General features: G+C 35.3%; 13 protein-coding genes. 3 read left to right on the top strand and 10 right to left on the bottom strand.

Annotation, left to right across the window (positions count from 1 at the left end; all coding sequences use genetic code 11):
- The 8 genes from A8B35_RS05580 to A8B35_RS05545 form a co-directional block, all read right to left on the bottom strand.
- Positions 1-1,467, bottom strand: a complete 1,467-nt coding sequence (locus A8B35_RS05580) for a sulfatase family protein (protein WP_075602387.1) — start codon at positions 1,465-1,467, stop codon at positions 1-3.
- 72 nt (positions 1,468-1,539) lie between these two features.
- The gene (locus A8B35_RS05575; RefSeq protein ID WP_075602386.1) at positions 1,540-3,771 is read right to left on the bottom strand and encodes a T9SS type A sorting domain-containing protein; all 2,232 of its coding nucleotides are present in this window, start codon (positions 3,769-3,771) and stop codon (positions 1,540-1,542) included.
- Positions 3,772-4,014: 243 nt separating this feature from the next.
- Positions 4,015-5,190, bottom strand: coding sequence for a T9SS type A sorting domain-containing protein (locus tag A8B35_RS05570; protein WP_075602385.1), 1,176 nt, complete (start codon positions 5,188-5,190; stop codon positions 4,015-4,017).
- Between the two features lie 354 nt (positions 5,191-5,544).
- Entirely contained in the window at positions 5,545-6,690 is a 1,146-nt protein-coding gene (locus tag A8B35_RS05565) for a CaiB/BaiF CoA transferase family protein (protein WP_075602384.1), read from the bottom strand.
- Between the two features lie 4 nt (positions 6,691-6,694).
- Complete coding sequence (locus A8B35_RS05560; RefSeq protein ID WP_075602383.1) at positions 6,695-7,840, bottom strand: CaiB/BaiF CoA transferase family protein; 1,146 nt, start codon at positions 7,838-7,840, stop codon at positions 6,695-6,697.
- Positions 7,841-7,843: 3 nt separating this feature from the next.
- Entirely contained in the window at positions 7,844-8,980 is a 1,137-nt protein-coding gene (locus tag A8B35_RS05555; RefSeq protein WP_075602382.1) for an ABC transporter substrate-binding protein, read from the bottom strand.
- A gap of 67 nt (positions 8,981-9,047) precedes the next feature.
- The gene (locus A8B35_RS05550; RefSeq protein ID WP_075602381.1) at positions 9,048-10,496 is read right to left on the bottom strand and encodes an aldehyde dehydrogenase family protein; all 1,449 of its coding nucleotides are present in this window, start codon (positions 10,494-10,496) and stop codon (positions 9,048-9,050) included.
- A 14-nt stretch (positions 10,497-10,510) separates the two neighbouring features.
- Entirely contained in the window at positions 10,511-11,284 is a 774-nt protein-coding gene (locus tag A8B35_RS05545; protein WP_075602380.1) for an enoyl-CoA hydratase/isomerase family protein, read from the bottom strand.
- A gap of 714 nt (positions 11,285-11,998) precedes the next feature.
- Here A8B35_RS05545 and A8B35_RS05540 point away from each other — a divergent pair.
- Entirely contained in the window at positions 11,999-12,817 is an 819-nt protein-coding gene (locus tag A8B35_RS05540) for a hypothetical protein (protein WP_139314819.1), read from the top strand.
- An 11-nt stretch (positions 12,818-12,828) separates the two neighbouring features.
- A complete protein-coding gene (locus A8B35_RS05535) occupies positions 12,829-13,944 on the top strand; it encodes a methyl-accepting chemotaxis protein (protein ID WP_075602378.1) in 1,116 nt (371 codons plus the stop codon).
- 62 nt (positions 13,945-14,006) lie between these two features.
- Here A8B35_RS05535 and A8B35_RS05530 read toward each other — a convergent pair whose 3' ends face one another.
- Together A8B35_RS05530 and A8B35_RS05525 are read right to left on the bottom strand one after the other, a co-directional pair.
- Positions 14,007-15,899, bottom strand: a complete 1,893-nt coding sequence (locus tag A8B35_RS05530; protein WP_075602377.1) for a methyl-accepting chemotaxis protein — start codon at positions 15,897-15,899, stop codon at positions 14,007-14,009.
- 127 nt (positions 15,900-16,026) lie between these two features.
- Entirely contained in the window at positions 16,027-17,244 is a 1,218-nt protein-coding gene (locus A8B35_RS05525; RefSeq protein WP_075602376.1) for a glycoside hydrolase family 117 protein, read from the bottom strand.
- Positions 17,245-17,746: 502 nt separating this feature from the next.
- Between A8B35_RS05525 and A8B35_RS05520 the strand changes: the two genes are divergently transcribed.
- Positions 17,747-19,261 carry a sulfatase family protein gene (locus A8B35_RS05520; RefSeq protein ID WP_075602375.1) on the top strand — a complete coding sequence of 505 codons (1,515 nt, stop codon included), beginning with the start codon at positions 17,747-17,749 and terminating at the stop codon, positions 19,259-19,261.
- The last annotated feature ends 110 nt before the right edge of the window (positions 19,262-19,371 follow it).

Genomic DNA, 19,371 nt, shown 5'->3' with positions numbered 1-19,371 from the left:
TTACTTTACTATATACACCTCTCGTGCAGCCGACTGCTTTAACCTATCTTGATATAACTTGTTATATACCTTTTTCATTTCTTGATTATATGGATAGGTTTGAAATAGAATATTATTAATATTCTTTTCATTCCATTCGTTCCAAAGTTCTGCTAGTTCTGCTTGCTCCTTTTCATGTTTGCCTTCAATATTATTCTCTTCATACGGATCTTCAATCATATTAAAAAAAGAAAGACCAACATTAGGTAGTGGCTGATGCAGATACTTGTATCTTTCAGTTCTTATAGCCCATAGGTTATCTGCCTCCTCTAATCTCCAGTATAAAGCCTTGTGCGGTGATCCTTTTTCTTCACCAGTGAAGTAAGGCAATAGGTTTATCCCCTCCAATAAATTGTCTGGATCAGTAGCTCCACCAATCGCTACAGAAGTTGCCGCTATATCGAGCGATGATACAAGGCCTTCAAATTTACGTGGTTCAGTTATTTTTGCAGGCCAGTGAGCAATAAAGGGTACGTGAATCCCTCCTTCGGTTAATGCAACTTTCCCTCTTCTGAAAGGGTAGTTATCCGCCCAGTCAAAACTCTTACACCATTCTTCCGGATACACTCCACCATTATCTGAAAGGAAAAAGATTAATGTATTTTCAAAAGTATCTGTTTCTTTCAGAGCATCAATTATTGAACCTATTCCTTGATCCATTGCTTCAACCATTGCTAAATAAATACGTCTTTCTTTATCCTCAATATGATTGTATTTATTAATGAGTTCTTGAGGTGCTTCTAAAGGTGCATGAGGCGCATTATATGCCATGTACAACATAAATGGATTGTCCTTATTTCTTTTAATAAACTGAACTGCATGCTTACTTAGTGCTGTAGTTAGATACTCGTTAAACTCACCTAAACCATGATTTTCTTGAATAGGAATTTTATACGGATTCCCTCTAAGGTCAACATCTTTAGGGAAATAATTATGTCCACCACCTAAAAACCCATAAAAATAATCAAAGCCACGTTGAAGCGGTTGAAAATGCGCAGCTGATCCATTGTGCCATTTTCCAATTATAGCAGTTCGATATCCAACTTCCTGCAACCTCTTTGAGAATAACTTTTCTGTTAATGGCAAACCATGATATGGATCAGAAGGGGCGTGTTCACAATTATTTTCCATACCAAAACGAGCTTGATACCTACCTGTTAACAAACCTGCACGCGAAGGACCACAATAAGAATGAGTAACATACCCATTAGAGAAAATTATTCCATTATTAGCCAAAGCATCAATTTGTGGTGTATTCACCTCTTTTGATCCATTAAAGCCCACATCGTTATAGCCTAAATCATCGGCTAATATTACAATTATATTTGGGCGTTGCTCACCTCTTTCTGGTTCATTTCCTTTACTAGTTGTAAAACAAGAAAATACTAAGAGTAAAAGAAAACATTGTTTTAATACTGTACTAATCATTTATGAATATTTGTGTAAAAATCTCTTCTGCACTGAAAACAGCAGAATAAATTACATATTTAAGAACTCAGTTTAATTAATAATTACTTTACCTTTTATTGTTTTAGTATCACTATCAATTGATACTAGATAAATTCCTTTTCCATTTTCAATTTTAATATTCTTTTGAGATTTCCACATACTGCCTGAATATACTATCTGACCTCTCATATCAAAAACAGTAACTTGCGCATTATTGGTTTCTTGAAGTAACTCAATTGTAAATGTACCTGAGGTTGGGTTAGGATATATTTTTAAATCTTCATTTGCAAATAACTTTTTAACACCAACATCGCTCATATCAACCGTAGAGGTGAACACCTTTAAAGTAACAGTACTAACATAACCTCCTCCATCTGGGTACAATATCTCAACCACATTATTTTCTTGTAGGATATCTCCAGGAATTTTTACATCAAGCATACCAAAAAACTGATTTCTCAAAGCCTGATCATCTCCACTGTAGTTAGATGAAGGTGTTAAATTAACGCCATTAAAAGATACTTGAGGCAATTTTTCCCCGGTATGATCTCTGCCAATCCCAATGCGTAACTGACCTGAAGTATATGATTTATCGGCTTCTAAACTAAGACCATCAATATTAAAATGGAGTGCTTTATCAGCTTCTATTAATTTCTTATAATCATCTGCATAATATTTAACTTCCTCCTCTAATTCTTCAACTTCAACATTGTTTGTAAATGTATACTCAAAAATAGCGGTAGCCTCTGCATCTAATACAAACGTGGCATTTGCATCAGCCGTTAAAATAGACTCGGATAATTCTGGAGCATTACCCACTAGGTGTAAGTGCTTTACCGATATTGACTCGATGGTATTATTAGTCCTTTCAAAAATATTCAAGTTTATTTCTTGATCTTCAAGATCAATATTACTTGCGATAACATAAGCCTTATTGCCATCAACATAGGCATCTGTTAATACATCAGAATTTGCTGATTTTACAGCTACTCTAGTACCATTAACATCACTCCATAATTCATAAAACTTTATTAGCTCTGTAAATACCCAATCTTCGCCTGATTCGTTGGGAGCCTCTTTAGCTTGGCGCAACATACGCCATGGGTAAGCCGCATTACCAGTATGATAAGTAGCTTTAGTCATAATGAAAGGAATTGCCTTTAAAATATGATTTGGTCTATCCATAAATTGCAACATCATTGGACTCATTGACTTCATAAAATGCCAATCGCGTTCAGGAGTCCAATCTTTCCATTCAATGGAATGATCTCTCCCTCCATATTCTGTAATCATAACTGGTTTAACAAAATCCCACTTCATCATACTGTATTGTTCCATCATATCTAAAGTAGCTTCTATCCTTCCTCCCCTATAATATATCGGTCCGTGAAAGGCTGACCCATTATTATAATGGTGCTTATTAAAATCATATAAATGAATTGAAAAGAAATCCATTTCTTCACCAGACATATCATAAAATAGCTTCATTCGCTCATCCCAATTGGTAAATCCTTGTTCATCAAAATATGGAAATGCAACTGTAAAACCTCCAATCATTACATCTGGAAATACTTTTCGAACCCCAGCTGCTACATCATTATGAAATTGAAATACTTCACTTGGAGTAGATCTTTCATCTTCTGGAATTGTTGTATCATCAATTAATGAATAAAGAGGCTCGTTAATTACTTCTAAAAATTTTGGGCGCTTCATACCTTTACTAACAGCATCTCCCTCATTCCTGAAAAATTCTTTCAAATACATTCCCATCCAGTCACCTGATGCATCTGCATTAGCAATAGGCCAACCTACTTTTCCGCAACAAGGATTGGTTGACTTACCTAACCAAAAGGGATTATATTGCCCTCCTATCACTAAATCTAACCTATCATCAAACTGATGTCTTACCGTGGTATTTTGCCCCCAAACGGTTTCACGTGTATATTGACCTTGCCGTGAAGCATAAGCTGGATCAGCATATCCTGGTCGTAGGGGATCTTGATCAGCCTGATTCATACTCCAACATATTCCACCATTGTCGCGCCCCAAATACACATCTAAATCGTTGAGTAGATATTTTAGTTTATCTTCAGATTCTTTCCAATCATTGTCGGATAACGTTGAATGCATAACCATGTACTTCTCCCTATCAAAAGTAGAAACATCACCCACTTTATGTTTCACATTGACCGCAATATTCACATCTGATTGCGCAATAATTTTATTGTTTATAGCTATAAGAAGCAAAAAACAAATGATAATTTCATAATTAATAATATTCATAATAATGTGCCTTTTAATGGTTAGTTAGATTTTACATAACGGTTTACTTTATATGCGATATAAATAGTTACGCAAGAGAATAATCCAATCTCTGGCAATAAACTACATTGAAATAAGCCTATCTTTTTAATCTACTTAGATGAAAATCGCCTTAGCCATTGCTAAACCAAAGTTTCAGCCTTATTTAAGCAATAATTAATAAAAATATTTAAAGGCTTATTTCTCAAAATAACTGGCATTAAACTATTTGACAATAATTTTCTCCACAATAGAATCAACACCATCGCTTATTAATAGTGAATATAATCCTGGAACCAGATCCAAAGCAATCACTTCTTCTGCGTTTGTAACTTTTATTACTTTAACAACGCTGCCCACTACATTTATAATTTGAATATTCGCATCGTTCTCAAATAATAAACCGCTAACATGCAAGTTATTTCCAGATACTATAGGATTTGGAAAAACTGTAACTTGAGATGCTAAATTAATATCATTTGAAGTAGGGGTACTAGCAATAATTATTGGAGCTGCGTTGGCAAACGTTGGTAACTTATTATCATCATAAGCTACTTTAACCTGAATTAAATTTAAATTACCAGCACCAGATTCAAAATCATCTGATAATTTTGCATCATAAGGAATTTGAATATCATAGTTAAAACTTCCTGTTAGTTCATTTCCTGAATCAGAACCTTGCTGATAAAATGTATATGTTTTTGAGGGAACCCAAGCAGCCATCTCTGACAATGTAATTGTAAAGCCTGTTGCATCATAACCGTTTGCAACCATATCATAAGTACCTGCAACATTTATAAAGTCGCCTTGCTTTACTTGACCCGCAGACCACCATCCGTCGTGATTTTGTTCTTGAGTAACATTATCTCCGTGAGTAAAAACAACCTTTAGTCTATCTGAACTAGCTGCATCTCCAGCAGTTACAACAGGTGCGCAATTAACATAAGTATTTACCTGACCCACTGGAGTAACACTGTTGTCGCCATAAATAATACGTACTTGAATTAAATTTAAATTACCTTCGCCAGTTTCAAAATCGGCTCCCAATTTTGCATCAAAAGGAATAACAACGTCATAATCAAAACTTCCTGTAAGAGGGTTATCACTATGTCCACCTTGCATATATGTATCATACAAAGTTACAGTGCTCCATGCGTTCATCTCAGAAAAATTTATCATAACAGCAAAAACATCATGACCATCAGCTGACATGTCATATGTTCCTGCTACATTTATAACTTCCCCTTGTTTAATTTCACCAGCTCCGTACCAACCGTTATGATTAAACTCGTTAGTTACAACATCTCCCTTTGTAAATACCACCTTAACTCTATCTGCCTCTGCAGCAGAAATAAATAATGTAAAACTTAATAACAAATTTAATAAGTAGATCTTTTTCATGATTAAATGTTTTAGTTTATATTTTGTAATACTGGCATACAATCTTCACCAGCTATTAACAACTAAGCACGTACATTTAACACAATAAAAATGGTTGTAAAAAAAAATTAATCGGTGTGTGTTTGATACATTAATTGCATATTCTTTTAATAAACATTAAATATAACGCCATGATAATTCTCACAAAAGTAAAAAACAAAATTCACACAATCATCTATTTACCAAAAACATAGAGACACATCAACTTGCAAAAAGTTTACAAAAAGCAAAGCGTATTTGTAAATCGGAAAAATGCACCACCATTCTTAAAATTTTCACAAATACGCTTTCAAACTCCAATAACAAATCTTTCTTCTAAAGGCTAAATTCCTCCTTAATTTTAGAGGTATGCTCACCTTTCATTGGCGACCCTATTTCTGATTTTAATAATGCTCCATTAATTTGAATAGGACAACGTGTGGTTTTGTATGAAAATCCATCGCCCATATTTACTTCCTGAATCATATCGAGTATTTTAAAGGCCTCGGTATCAAACAGTGTTTTCCAATCCATAATTTCAGCACACCAAATATCTGCGGGTTCTAAAACTGCTAACCAATCCGTAGTGTCTTTAGTTTGCAGGTGCTTTCCAAGGATATCTTTAATTTCATCGCGCTGCGTAAACCACGATTCTACTTCTGTAAAAACTTTAAGCTCTTCGCAATTTAACAGCTCTCCTAAAAATGGAATTTGCCCCATCGCTAAAGCGATAAAACCATTTTGTGTTGGATATACACCGTAAGGTGCTCCCAAATAAGCATGTGCACTATTGGTTTTAGCTCGTACTGTTGGTTGTCCTCCATCTGTAAAAAAAGCTGTGATAGATTCAAATTGATATTCTATGGCCGACTCTAACATACTTACTTCTACCCTTCCTCCAACTTGAGCATTTAACTTGCGATATAAACAGGCTAATATCCCTTGACAAAGGTGTGCTCCTGATAAAATATCAATTACAGCTAACCCTATTGGTACAGGCCCTGCTCCTTCGTTACCATTTAAGGTAGTGAGGCCCGATATTGATTGTAACATCAAATCTAATCCGGGTCTATCTTTCCAAACACCTTCTTTGCCATACCCGCTTAATTCGGCATACACAATTTGTGAATTAATGGCTTTAACTGCTTCAAATGAAATGCCTAATTTTTCAGCTACTCCTGGTCTGAAATTATGCATTACCACATCTGCTTTTGCAATCAACTTATATACTTTTTCTCTATCAGAAACTTCTTTCATATTGGCCTGATAGCTTTCTTTATTTCTATTAATGGCATGAAACATTGATGATTCGCCATTCATCACCAAGTTTGAGAAGTACAACTCACGTGTACTATCACCAGTAATGGGTTGCTCAATTTTAATTACCCTAGCTCCCAAGTCGGCCAAACGCAAACTTGCTGAAGGAGCAGATAAAAACTGACTAAAATCGACAACTAATATTCCTTCTAATGGTTTTGACATGACTCTAATTCAATTTAAATTCTTTTTCTATTGCTTCGTTATCTTCTCCTGGTTTCGGTGCCGATTTGCGACTAAAGAGCTTCTGTCCATCAATGTGAATAGGGCATCGCGTTGTTCGCATCTTAATATGATCTGAAGTTTCAACTTCTTGATCCATTTGTAGCACTTTATAACCATCGTGATTGAGGAGCTGCTCATAATTATAAACAGGCGCACATTTTAAATCGAGAGCCTCAAAAATATCCATCCAAGTATCCGTACTTTCCTTAATAAAATACCCGGCCAATAATTCCATAATCTCATCGCGATGCGTAAACCAAGTATTTTTATCGGCATATATCGAAGGCAATTCAATTTCCATAGCCTTGGTTAAGATATTTAAAGGTGTTAATGCAATGGATATATAACCATCCTTAGTTTTATAAACACCATATGGCGCTGCTAAAAAAGCATGGGCATTTCCTTTTTTAGCTCTTTGTGGTTGCTTCTGTCCATTGTTTAAATAGGTAGTAATTAATTCAAACTGAATATCTAAAGTAGACTCTAATAAACTCACTTCAACAATGGACCCTTTACCTGTTTTTGTGCGATCTATTAAAGCAGCTAAAATACCTTGCACCAAATGAACTCCCGTAAAAATATCAGAAGTTGCTAATCCGCTTGGGGTTGGATTATCATCCGCATTTCCGCTTAAATGATTGAAGCCTGTAAGGGACTGAATCAATAAATCCTGCCCTGGTTTTTTTGCCCAAGGCCCTTTTGAACCATAACCAGAAACCACCCCATAAATAATACGAGGATTTATAGCCTTCACCGTATCATAATCCAAGCCAATCTTTTCCATCACTCCTGGGCGAAAGTTATGCGTCATCACATCTGCCTGTGCAATTAATTGCTTTACTTTTTCAATATCTACAGCATCCTTTAAATTGGCTGCATACGATTGCTTGTTGCGATTGGCAGTATGAAATACCATACTACTTTCATCAATATATAAATTTTTGATGGCAATATTTCTACCTGCTTCACCAGTACCCGGACGCTCTACTTTTATAACTTGTGCTCCTAAATCGGCCATTTTTAAACCTGCCGACGGACCTGCCATAAATTGAGCAAACTCCAATACTTTTATTCCTTTTAACGGTAACATATATTATTTTTTCGACTGTTTATACAAAGTATTTAATGTGTGTAATACTTCTTTAGCATCACCGCCATTCATCATAAACTCACGTATCGGTGCTCCTGCATTATCCTGAAAGAACATGTGCCCATGGTATCTCGGACGAAGAAAGGCTCTATCCAAAGCAGGCAAAGTATCTTTAAAACAATCCATACTATTAAAATTGACATAAGTATCTTCCCATGCTTTTCTGTGACCTGGCTGACCTCCATTATCAAAGAACAAAGTACTTTGAGTTAACGGGGCTGCAAAATACTCAACATACTTAGCTGCAATATCTTTATGCTTACAATCTGAAGAAATAGCCAAACCGGTACCTCCTAAAGTAGAAATCAATTTCTGATTATTAATAGCCACCATATCATGGAACTTTAGCAATTTATTGGCATACCCCCTTTTTGAATAATTGGCATAACCATAAGCAAATGGCGAATAAGCGTATTTATCGCCTAAAGTCATAGCCTCATATACTTTAATTGGGTTCATATCGTAACAGGCTGCATCAATGTACTGACCTAAATTACGTAGCATTTCTAATGCCTTAAGTCCAACCTCATCGCTTATTACTTTATCTTCTGATTTACATACATCTTCACCCAAAGTAGAGCATACCATATAAAAGCTCATCAGTGTATCCTGCGGAATACCCGGAATAGCAACTTTACCTTCTTTAGCAAGGTTTACTAAATCTTCCCATGTTGTTGGTAATTCAGGCAGTAAATCAGGACGGCTTGCAGCTACTGGAGTAGCAGCATCAATGGCTAGTGCCCACTGATGATTATTGTAGCCATAGCTCTCGTGAGATTTACCCACAGTATTCTCTGCTAAATCTGCCATAAAGGCTTCTGGCAAATGTTCATCTAAAGGAACAATTACGCCTGTACGTGCAGCAAAACCAGCCCATGGGTGGTCGATAATTAATAAATCGTAACGTTTTGCCAATTCATTAATAGGCTCATCGGCGAAAGCCTGAAGAGAACGTTTTTCCCAAACTATTTCAACATTTGGATGCAATTCATGAAACCTTTGCGCTGTAGCTACTGCTGATGTAAAACCTCTACTATGATCCCATGTAATCCCCTTAAGGGTGATATTTTTTTGACTCATTTTAATATTATTGTTATTTTTTATTTACAAGAATAGATTTTCAATGATTGCCTAAACAGTCACTCAACTAACTTGAATAATCCATGTAAATGGTACGCTTTTGTAAATATTCTTCAATTCCATAAACACCATCTTCGCCGCCAAAGCCACTCTTCTTATGTCCGGAATGATAGCCTTGTATGTAACCTACGATGTGCTTATTCATAAAAATAGTTCCGATTTGAAACTCTTGAATGGAGCGCATCATTACATTATGATTCTGAGTATATAAGTAGGCTGATAAGCTATCATCTCGTTTATTCAGGAGTGCTTTTGCTTCCTCGTAACCATTAATTTTTACAATTGGTAAAACAGGGCCAAACATTTCTTCTTGAATAGAAGCGTGATCATCTTTAACATTTACAAGAACAGTTGGCTCATACCAGTTTCCTTTTTCAAACTCAGCTCCTTCTGGTCGTTTTCCTCCCAAGGCTAACTCGGCACCTGCTGCAATATTTTGCTGAACTATTTCATTAATTCGTTTCAATCCAGCTGGGCTAACATTTGGTCCCATATCAACTGCAGTCATTGGATTACCCACTTTAATTTGCTGAACACGTTTTAATAATTTATCCGTAAACTCATCTGCAATTTTATCATCTACAAAAACCATTTCGTTACAAATACAAACTTGTCCACAATTGGCATAACGCGAAATTACTGCAGCTTCAACTGCCTTATCAATATTCGCATCTTCGAGCACAATGAATGGGGCTTTGCCGCCCAATTCTAAAACTAAACCAGCCACATTGGTTGATGCCGATTTGTAAATAGCTTGCCCCGCACGCGTGCTACCGGTCATAGATATTAAGCGGGTGATAGGGTTTTCAACTAAAAACTTACCTAAACTAGGCCCATACCCTACTACCATACTAATAACACCCTTTGGCAATCCTGCATCGTGCACGAGTCGGCAAAACTCAGAGGCCGTTATTGGAGTTAACTCTGAAGGCTTAATTACCATAGTATTTCCGGTAATTAATGCAGGCCCTATTTTACGACCAATTAAAGCCAAGGGGTAATTAAAAGCCATAAGTCCCACTGTAACTCCATAAGGTACTTTATGTATTGATAATTGTTCATTGGGATTATCAGATGGGAATATGCTTCCTTGAATACGCCTTCCTGCTTCAGCAGAATAATTAATATAGCGAATGGTATCGTCTACTTCTCCATATGCTTCGGCAAGAGTCTTTCCTTGCTCCATTACCAATAATTTGGCAAAATGTTCTTTCTCCTTCCCTAATCTATCAGTGATGGCGTATAAGTATTTTGCACGCTCATTAGCTGGTAACATTTGCCATGCAAACTGAGCTTTCTCTGCACTCTCTAAAGCTAATTGCGCTTCGCTCTCATCGCTCACATACATTGAGGCAAAAACTTCACCATTTGCAGGGTTCTCAACCTCTATTTTTTCTCCAGAGCTTTTTCTAATCCACTCACCGTTAATATAACAATCGTAGTTTTTAATTTCCATAGCCGTAAATTCTATTATTTAAAATTTGGATTCCTCTTTTCAACAAATGCCAAACTACCTTCTCTAGCATCGTCAGTATCATATAATGTATCAACTAGCTTCGATTCTAATTGCAAGCCCTCTTCTAAGGATAATTCTATTCCCTTTTGCACACTCTGCTTCACTGCCGCTATGGCTTCCAATGGTCCATCTGCAATTTTTTTAGCAAAAGCATGTACTTCTTCCTCAAAAGTATTTTGCTTAAGCAGATGATTAACCAGCCCTAATTCAAATGCTTTGGCAGGAGATAAGTTATCTCCGCTTATTAATAATTCTAAAGCCTTACCTGCCCCAATCAAACGAATTAAATATTGCGAACCTCCATTACCTGGCATTAAGCCCAATTTAATTTCTGGTAAACCCAAAAAGTAGTTCCCTTCAGAGGCCAAACGTATGTCACATGCCATAGCTAATTCAAGTCCTCCTCCAAGAGCATGACCCGCAATAGATGCAATGGTTATTTTTTTGCTAGTATGTAATAAGTTGGCCACTTTTTTAGCATACTCAACCATCAGCTTATTTTCATCTACACTATTTTGTTGAAATACTTTCACATCTGCACCTGCACAAAAGAATTTATCAAGCGCACTTTTTAAAACGATTGCTTTAATATTGTCATCTTGTATGGCTTCTTCTATGCAACTCAATAACTGTTTATGAAAATTAATTTCGTAACAATTGGCTTTGGGTCGGTTAATTATAATATAACCTACTCTTTCTTTTATCTCTAATGATATTACCTGATCCATTATTTTGGGATTTAGAATTACAATCACATATAAATCAATGTTTCATATATGAAATTATATAAAGTAAAATTATCTATAAATCACTATAAATATGAGTGGTAAATACATTGGAAAGATGCCCTTTTTGATAACTAAGTATAAATCGATGTGAATTTATGTACAGTTTTTAACTAGACAACGATCAGACATTGAGGTTAACAGTACATTAATCATTGTATTGCAGGATTAAATACATTTCAGCAATCACATACTCAATAACTACATCTATCACTTAGCATTCAGTAAATTAAGAAAAACAACATCATTAACCCATTTGTTAATATGTCGATTTACATGTTATACAACATACTTTTTTAACAAACATTATATTTAACAAACAGTATACTTGCACAAAGTAAATAAGTGAAGATTTATTCTTTTAAAACACTGTTTAATATTTGTAACTAATACAAACATCAACTTTAAACTCACTTTTTCATAATTATGAACAACCCAAACAAGAGGAATCTCGCATACGAGAATTTCAGATTGTTCTACAAGGACTCTGCCCAAAGTGGGGAAGCTTTAATCAGTGCATCGTCTATCAAACTTAAAGCAACACGAAGTTTAATTACGGAAAGAATTACCTTATTAAGAAACTCTTTACTTGTACCTTCTGAATTTGCATGGGCTCTGAATTATATTTCTATTAATTTAGAGATATTTAGCAGTCTTTTGGCATCACATACTAAAGTTTTAGACTTAAACAAAAAAGATAGTCTAATAACGCTATGTTGCAGCTATATAAAATCAATGAAAGGCGCATTACTTAAAGGGCCTGTTACTATGCCTGATGCAAAGGAGAAAATACACAAATTAGAAAACGAAGCTGTAAAGAATAAGGTAAAAATTGTATGCCTTGAGGACCATTGGATTTTAAGAATGCCTAAAGGTCCAAGCTCATTTATATTAAAACCTTTACTTACTAGCCTTAACACAGAGGTGGTTACTAAAAAACAGAAACCAGAATTAAAATCTATAGAAACGACAAAACATAACTTTAAACTTAGTGTTGACTTTGGAAGTGGTTTTAGTAAACATATATTACATAATGAAAAATACCACATTGTTAAACAAGGTGATTTTTCTTCAGGTATTGATTACCTTGTTTTTCTTGCTGATATAACAAAAGAAATAAATAACACTAAAGATATATCTCGTGGCGCAGCAGGTGTTGGTAGAGATAATCCAATTTTAAAAAACTTAGTAAATTGTCAAACTTCAGAGGTGAATACTTTAATTCAAGATTCTGACAAGAAACCAAAAGCTAATTTAAGAGGCCTTTATGGCTATATTACTACAAAGGCCATTAAGTTGCTTCCCCGAGAACTTCAAAACGGAGCAGAGATTTTCCTTACTGGGGGTGCAGCTAAACACAGAACATTGCAAAAAATATTTGAGGAAAAAGTTTTACTATTATTAAACCTAAACTTGAAATTAACCCTTAATACATCTTTGCTTTTGGCTCTGCTATTTACATATAAAACCTTATAATTTTAATAAATATGAATACTTTTCTTTTAGGCTTAACTGCTATTAATTTATCAGCAGCATGTGTTTGGCTAATAGTTTACAAATTATTTAAGAATACTTTTATTCTTTACATAGGCACTATTATTTTTATTACCATTACAATAATTGCCAATGTTTGCTATACAATTGGTATGCAAGGATTAATGCACCTTACATGGGGTGTTCCTGTATCAGGTTTTTCCGTTATTTATAGCTATGTCATACTCGCAAAAAGGGTGAAAGATCCAATTACCCATGTTACATCTATTATTCAAAAGATGAGTAATAAGGACTTATTAGTGGAAATTGACGATAAGTATAGAAACGAAAAGTATGAAATAAAGAATATAATGATTGCCATTGAAGAGCTCTTAAAAAATAATAAAGAGTTAATCAATCAATTGGATGAAGGTTCTGATAACATACTCAACTCGAGTACACAAATTAGCTCCAGTGCTAATACAATTAGCACTGGAGCTTCTGAGCAAGCCAGTGGTATCGAAGAGATTTCTACATCCATCGAAGAAATGACCACTAGTATTCAAACAAACTCAGAAAATGCCAACGAAACAAAGGATATTTCTCTAATATCGTATGAACAGCTAAAGGTATCGCACACAAAGGTTGCCAAAACTGTAGCTTTAATGGATTCTATTTTTAGTGAAGTATCTAAAATCTCTACAATAGCAGATGAAACAAACATTCTGGCTCTCAATGCTGCCATTGAAGCAACAAGAGCAGGAAGTGCTGGAAAAGGATTCTCAGTTGTAGCCAACGAAGTTAGAGACCTTGCTACAGAATCGAATCAATCTGCTGAATTAATAACACGTTTGGCAAAAGAAGGTGTAACTTCTATTAATGAAGTTATGAGCGATATTGAGATACTCAATGAGAAAACTTCAAAATCTACTGAGTTAGTAACTGAGGTAGCCGCAAGTAGTGTAGAAATGTCATCGGGAGCAAATCAGATTAATTCTGCTATTCAAGAAATGAATTCTGTAATTCAACAGAACGCTGCGTCAAGTGAAGAGTTAAATGCTTCATCGCGTTCGATGCTTGATTTTGCGAAGCAACTATCTTCAGTAGTAAAAGAATATCAATACAAATAAAAAAATCCTAAGTAGAATATACTCAGGAATCTTTAACCACAATACCTTAACCTAGGAATATCCTATACCTTAAAAAATTGAATAAGTCTCTGTAAGTTCTGAGCTTGTTCTGTTAAAGCTTCAGAACTTGCAGACACTTCTTCACTTGAGCTAGCTGTTTGAGTAGCAATACTACTTAATTCTGTTACTACATTGTTTACTTGCTCAATCCCTCGCTGCTGTTCTTTAATGGCTTGATGGTTTCCCTCAATTAATTCATTGGCTTTATCTAAACTAGAAACCATACTCGCCATTTGTTCTTTTGTGGCGGAAGTAAGCGCAAGACTATCGCCCGATAGGGTATTAATTTCACCCCCAGCCTGCTTACTCACATCAGCTAGCTTGCGCACCTCGTTAGCAACAACGGCAAATCCTTTTCCGTATTGTCCTGCTCTAGCAGCTTCTACTGCAGCATTCAAGGCTAATATATTTGTTTGCATGGCAATATTATTTATCACAGAAGTATGTTTCGATATCTCAACAGAAGCTTCCATTGCGTCGCTCGTTTTATGACTGAGTTCATCTACTTTACCAGAGGCTTCTTTTGCTATCTCAGCAGTTTTATTCGAGTTATAAGTATTTTCTTGAATGCTTGATAACATTTCATCCATGGTAGAAACTACCTCTTCAACTGAAGCGGCTTGACTATTGGCACCTCCAGATAACTGAACAGAAGTTGCTGTTAGTTGTGAACTTGCTGAGGCTACATTATTACTACTCTCTCCAATTTCGGTAACTACACTCTTTACTTTTGTAGTCATTGCATTTAACGCATTTGCTAGTTCTCCTACCTCATCGGCTTGAGCCAAATTAATATTTTGCGTTAAGTCACCACCTGCTACTTGCTGTGCAAATTGCACTACGTTACCCAAAGGTTTTGTAATAGAATTAGCTATAAATCGGTTTACCATTAAAAATAGAACCATGATAACCAATACTGCAATCAGTAAAGTATTTCTGATGGCAGATACTGACTCTGAAATACTACTACCAAATATGTTTACGAGTATGTAAGCATCAATAATATCAACATAACGGTAGTACACAATTTGCTCATCTCCCTTTACAATAAAAGATACTTTGCTTTCTTTTGAATCTCTTCCTTTTATGAGCTTATATAACTCTGAGTCTGCAATATTTTGCTGTTTCTCAGTTGGATGAATAATATAAGTCCCATCGGAATTTAATAATGATGGAAAGCCCTTATTTAAGTACTTTCTTCTTCCAAACGAATTTGTTAAAAACTCTAAGTCTTTTTCTTTTACTGCCGATGTAAGCATACCTATAATTTTACCATGCAGGTATATACCCTTATTAGCTGTCATATACCACTCTCCATTATGTAATTCTTTACTTGAAGAATAGGTACCTGTTTCAATTACTTTTATGAGTTCCGAATCATTTCGAATAAATTTACCAATATCAGGTTTTCCATCCTCCCGTAATATATTAGTAGAAACACAAACATATCCGTTATCTGCTTTTTGATAGAAACGGGTGTAACCATAGGTAGCTTCTTTAACTTGGTATGCAAAAATGGTATCTCCCAATAATGGTTTATGATTAATACTAACCATTGGGATTGAACATGAGAACTTCTCTTGAGACTCGCAATCAATAGCATCAATTGATTCTACAATTGATTCATCAATGGTCAACAAAGATAAATAGTTCAATTTACTTAACGCGGACTTGAAAGTGCTGCTTAAAGCATATTGATTAGCTATTGTTTGCCGAACTAATAATTCTCTTAAATCATCGGCCTGTTGATTCATAAATGAATCTGTATTCTGATATAGCTGTTCTTTTTGTTTGGTTTGAATAAAGGCTCCAAGTAATAGAAAGCATATTATTACAGTACTTCCTAACACTATATTTAATCTTTTACCGATACTAATATTTGTAATAAACTTCATCTCTCTCAATTTTAGTTCTACAACCTCCCTGCAAGTAGGTTTTATTAAAGTATCATTTAACAACAATTATATTAAGCCAAAAAAAGGGAACATAATGCTCCCTTTCTTATCACAAAACTAATCTATGTTACTCATCACTTCCTGACTCTCCAATTGCAGTGTGATTTTTTAAAGCTCTTGATCTAAATCCTCTTATATATTGCCAATTGTAATTTTTATACTCATGCGTTACACCCCAACGTAAAATTTCAGTTGGATGCTTTTTAGTATCTGCAGTTCTATTTAAGCCAATGGCATGAGGTGCCCCTTTAATAGCTGCTTTTATTTCGAAGTTAATTCCATCTGGCGACCATTGCACTGTATTTCTTTCTGGTCCATCGGTTGTTATAAGTGCAGCAATTCCACCATCTTGTTTCCAAACACAAATTTCGTGTCCACTATTACTAATTGGGTTGTAAGGTGATTTCACATAAGGTCCTTCTGGTTTATCTGCTATAGCAACACCATGACGAATTTGACGACCACCCCAAGTAATTTCTTCTCCCATTTGCTCTCCTTTATAATATAAATAGAACTTCCCATTAAAAGGAAGAATACAAGGATCGTGTACTTTATGACTATCGAAATCTCCTTTTTTCTCTACTAAAAAGCGATTTTGAGTAGTTCCTTTCCAAACACCATTATCAGCAGGACTTAAAATAGGTTCTTTAGATTTTGTCCAAGGTCCTCTTGGAGAATCAGCCCATGCTAAACCAACCTGGTTTTTAACACGCACGTTATAAGGCGACTTAACGGTTTGGTAGCATAAGTAGAACTTATCTTCCCATTTCATAATCTCAACTGTAAATACTGAACGGTCATCGTAAGCACCTTTTTCTCCACGTTTTACAGCTGGGCCTTCTTCCTTCCAAGTGATACCATCATCAGAAGTAGCATACCAAATATCACATCTATCCCACGGGAATACTTTATCATTATCAATATCTCCGGCAAATCCATCAACTTTACCAGTACTTCGGGTATACCAAATAAAATATTTTCCGTCTTCTTTTATTATAGCACTTGGGTCTCTGCGCACCACGCCCTCTTCATAAGCTAAATCACCCTTTAAATCAAAAACCTCAAACTCCATGTACCAATCATTAGTTCTCTCGGGCCAATCTAAAGCTCTTTTAGATGCTGCACTCAAATGGTTTTTATCTGTTATCCCTAACTTATCCAATTTAGCATCGCTAATATTTGAATATTTATCTTCAGAGCAGCAAGTCTTTTTCTCATCTGCGTGGTTACACGAAACCATACCTAAGGTTAATACAGACGCTAATACAATTAGTGATTTCTTCATATACAAAAATTTATTTTTTATGATCAGCGAACGCTCCATTTAAACACTTTAAAATAAACGTTCATTTCGTTCTCGTTTTTATTACAAACCAATAATCAAATGTATAACGAATGATTCAGATACCTAAGCTGTAAATAAGCATAGTAAAAGTGTGTAAATGATAACAGGGGGTGCAAATCTATTATTACAAGGGTGGTGTTTGAAAATACACTTTTATTACAGACTATTTAGCTTTAAAGTGCTCTAGAACTATCAATAATAATGATAGAAATAGCCATTACTATTTTTGTGCAATTTTAGGTTGTGTTGACTACCAAGATATCAATAAAAATAGTATCGTTTTTAACTAGACAATGCTGAACAAATCAATCAAAACATCTTAAAACTGCGCATTATTAAAAAACACCCCCTTACATAAAATGTATATTTCACTTATTCAGTTTGTGCGTTTTTATTAAACTTGTTTTGTGTAATAAATACGTATTTATAACAAACTATACATATGAAATTAATAAGTATGATTAAGCTTGCAGCCATAGTTCTTATTATGTCTGCTTGTCAGAATTCAGCTACTAAAAAAGTGGCTAAAAAACCTAATGTAATTATCATTTATGTAGATGACTTAGGATATGGCGACATTGGATGCTATGGAGCTACAGGAGTAAAAACGCCTAATTTAGATGCAATGGCTGCCAATGGTGTTCGTTTTACAGATGCACATTGTGGTTCATCAACGTGTACACCATCTCGTTACTCATTATTAACTGGCGAATATGCTTTTAGAATTAATGCCGCTGTATTAGAAGGTGACGCGCCATTACTGATTAATCCAGATTCTGAAACCATGCCCGATATGTTTAAAAAGGCAGGTTATACCACTGGCGTTGTTGGTAAGTGGCACCTTGGTTTAGGAAATGGTCAGTTAAACTGGAATGAAGAAGTTAAACCTGGACCTCTTGAAATAGGTTTTGATTACAGTTTCTTAGTTCCTGCAACCGGAGATAGAGTGCCTTCTGTTTACCTAGAAGATTATAAAGTAGTGGGCTTAGATCCTAATGATCCGATTACGGTTAGTTATGATTCTCAGGTTGGAGATTGGCCAACAGGAAAAAGCAACCCTGAATTAGTGAAGCAGCTGGCCGACCCACAACATAGCGGAACCATAACCAATGGTATGAGCCGAATTGGTTTTATGCATGGTGGTGAGTCTGCCATTTGGAACGATGAAGAAATGCCATTTGTATTGGATAAAAAGGCCAAATCATTTATCAAGGATAATAAAGAAAATCCTTTCTTTTTATATTATGCATATCATGATATACACGTTCCGCGCATGCCAAACGAAAAGTTCTTAGGAAAAAGCTCAATGGGTGTACGAGGCGATGCTATTGCTCAAATGGATTGGTGTACGGGAGAGATTGTGAAATACCTTGAAGAATTAGGAATTGCTGAAAATACTTTAATTATTTTCTCAAGTGATAATGGCCCAATACTTGATGATGGCTATGCCGACCAGAGTGTTGAACTTTTAGGTGGTCATAAGCCCGGTGGTGCATACAGAGGTGGAAAATACAGCACCTATGAAGCCGGTACACGCGTACCAACAATTACTTATTGGCCTGGTACTGTTAAACCGAGCACAAGCAATGCCCTTTTAAGTCATGTAGATATTTATGCTTCTTTAGCTTCTTTATTAAACCAAAATCTTGAGAATGGTGCTTCACCGGATGGTGAAAATCAAATAGATGCTTTTTTAGGGAAAACTACTAAAGGTAAATCTGTAATGTTAGAGGATTGCTACAATCCTGGCCTAAGAATGGGTAAATGGAAATTTATTCCTGCAACTAAAAGAAAAGCCGATTGGATTGCTAATGCTAAAGGTATTGAAAGCGGAATGGTAAATGAAGATCAATTATTTGATGTTGAAGCTGACCCAGCAGAGCAAAATAATATTGCTAAGGATAATGCTGAAATTGTTACTGAAATGAGAGCAAAACTTAAAGCAATAAAAAATTAGAAAAAATAGGTCCCTCAGTAAAAAGAGGGACCTAAAAATCCGAACTGTCTAATATTAAATTACTCAATAAATTATCAAGCACTAATACTAAAGTTCATTTAGTCCAGTTT

Source organism: Saccharicrinis aurantiacus (genome assembly GCF_001660705.2).
GTDB lineage: Bacteria > Bacteroidota > Bacteroidia > Bacteroidales > Marinilabiliaceae > Saccharicrinis > Saccharicrinis aurantiacus.
Note: the sequence above shows the minus strand (reverse complement) of the source record. Positions and strands in the feature narration are given on the sequence as shown.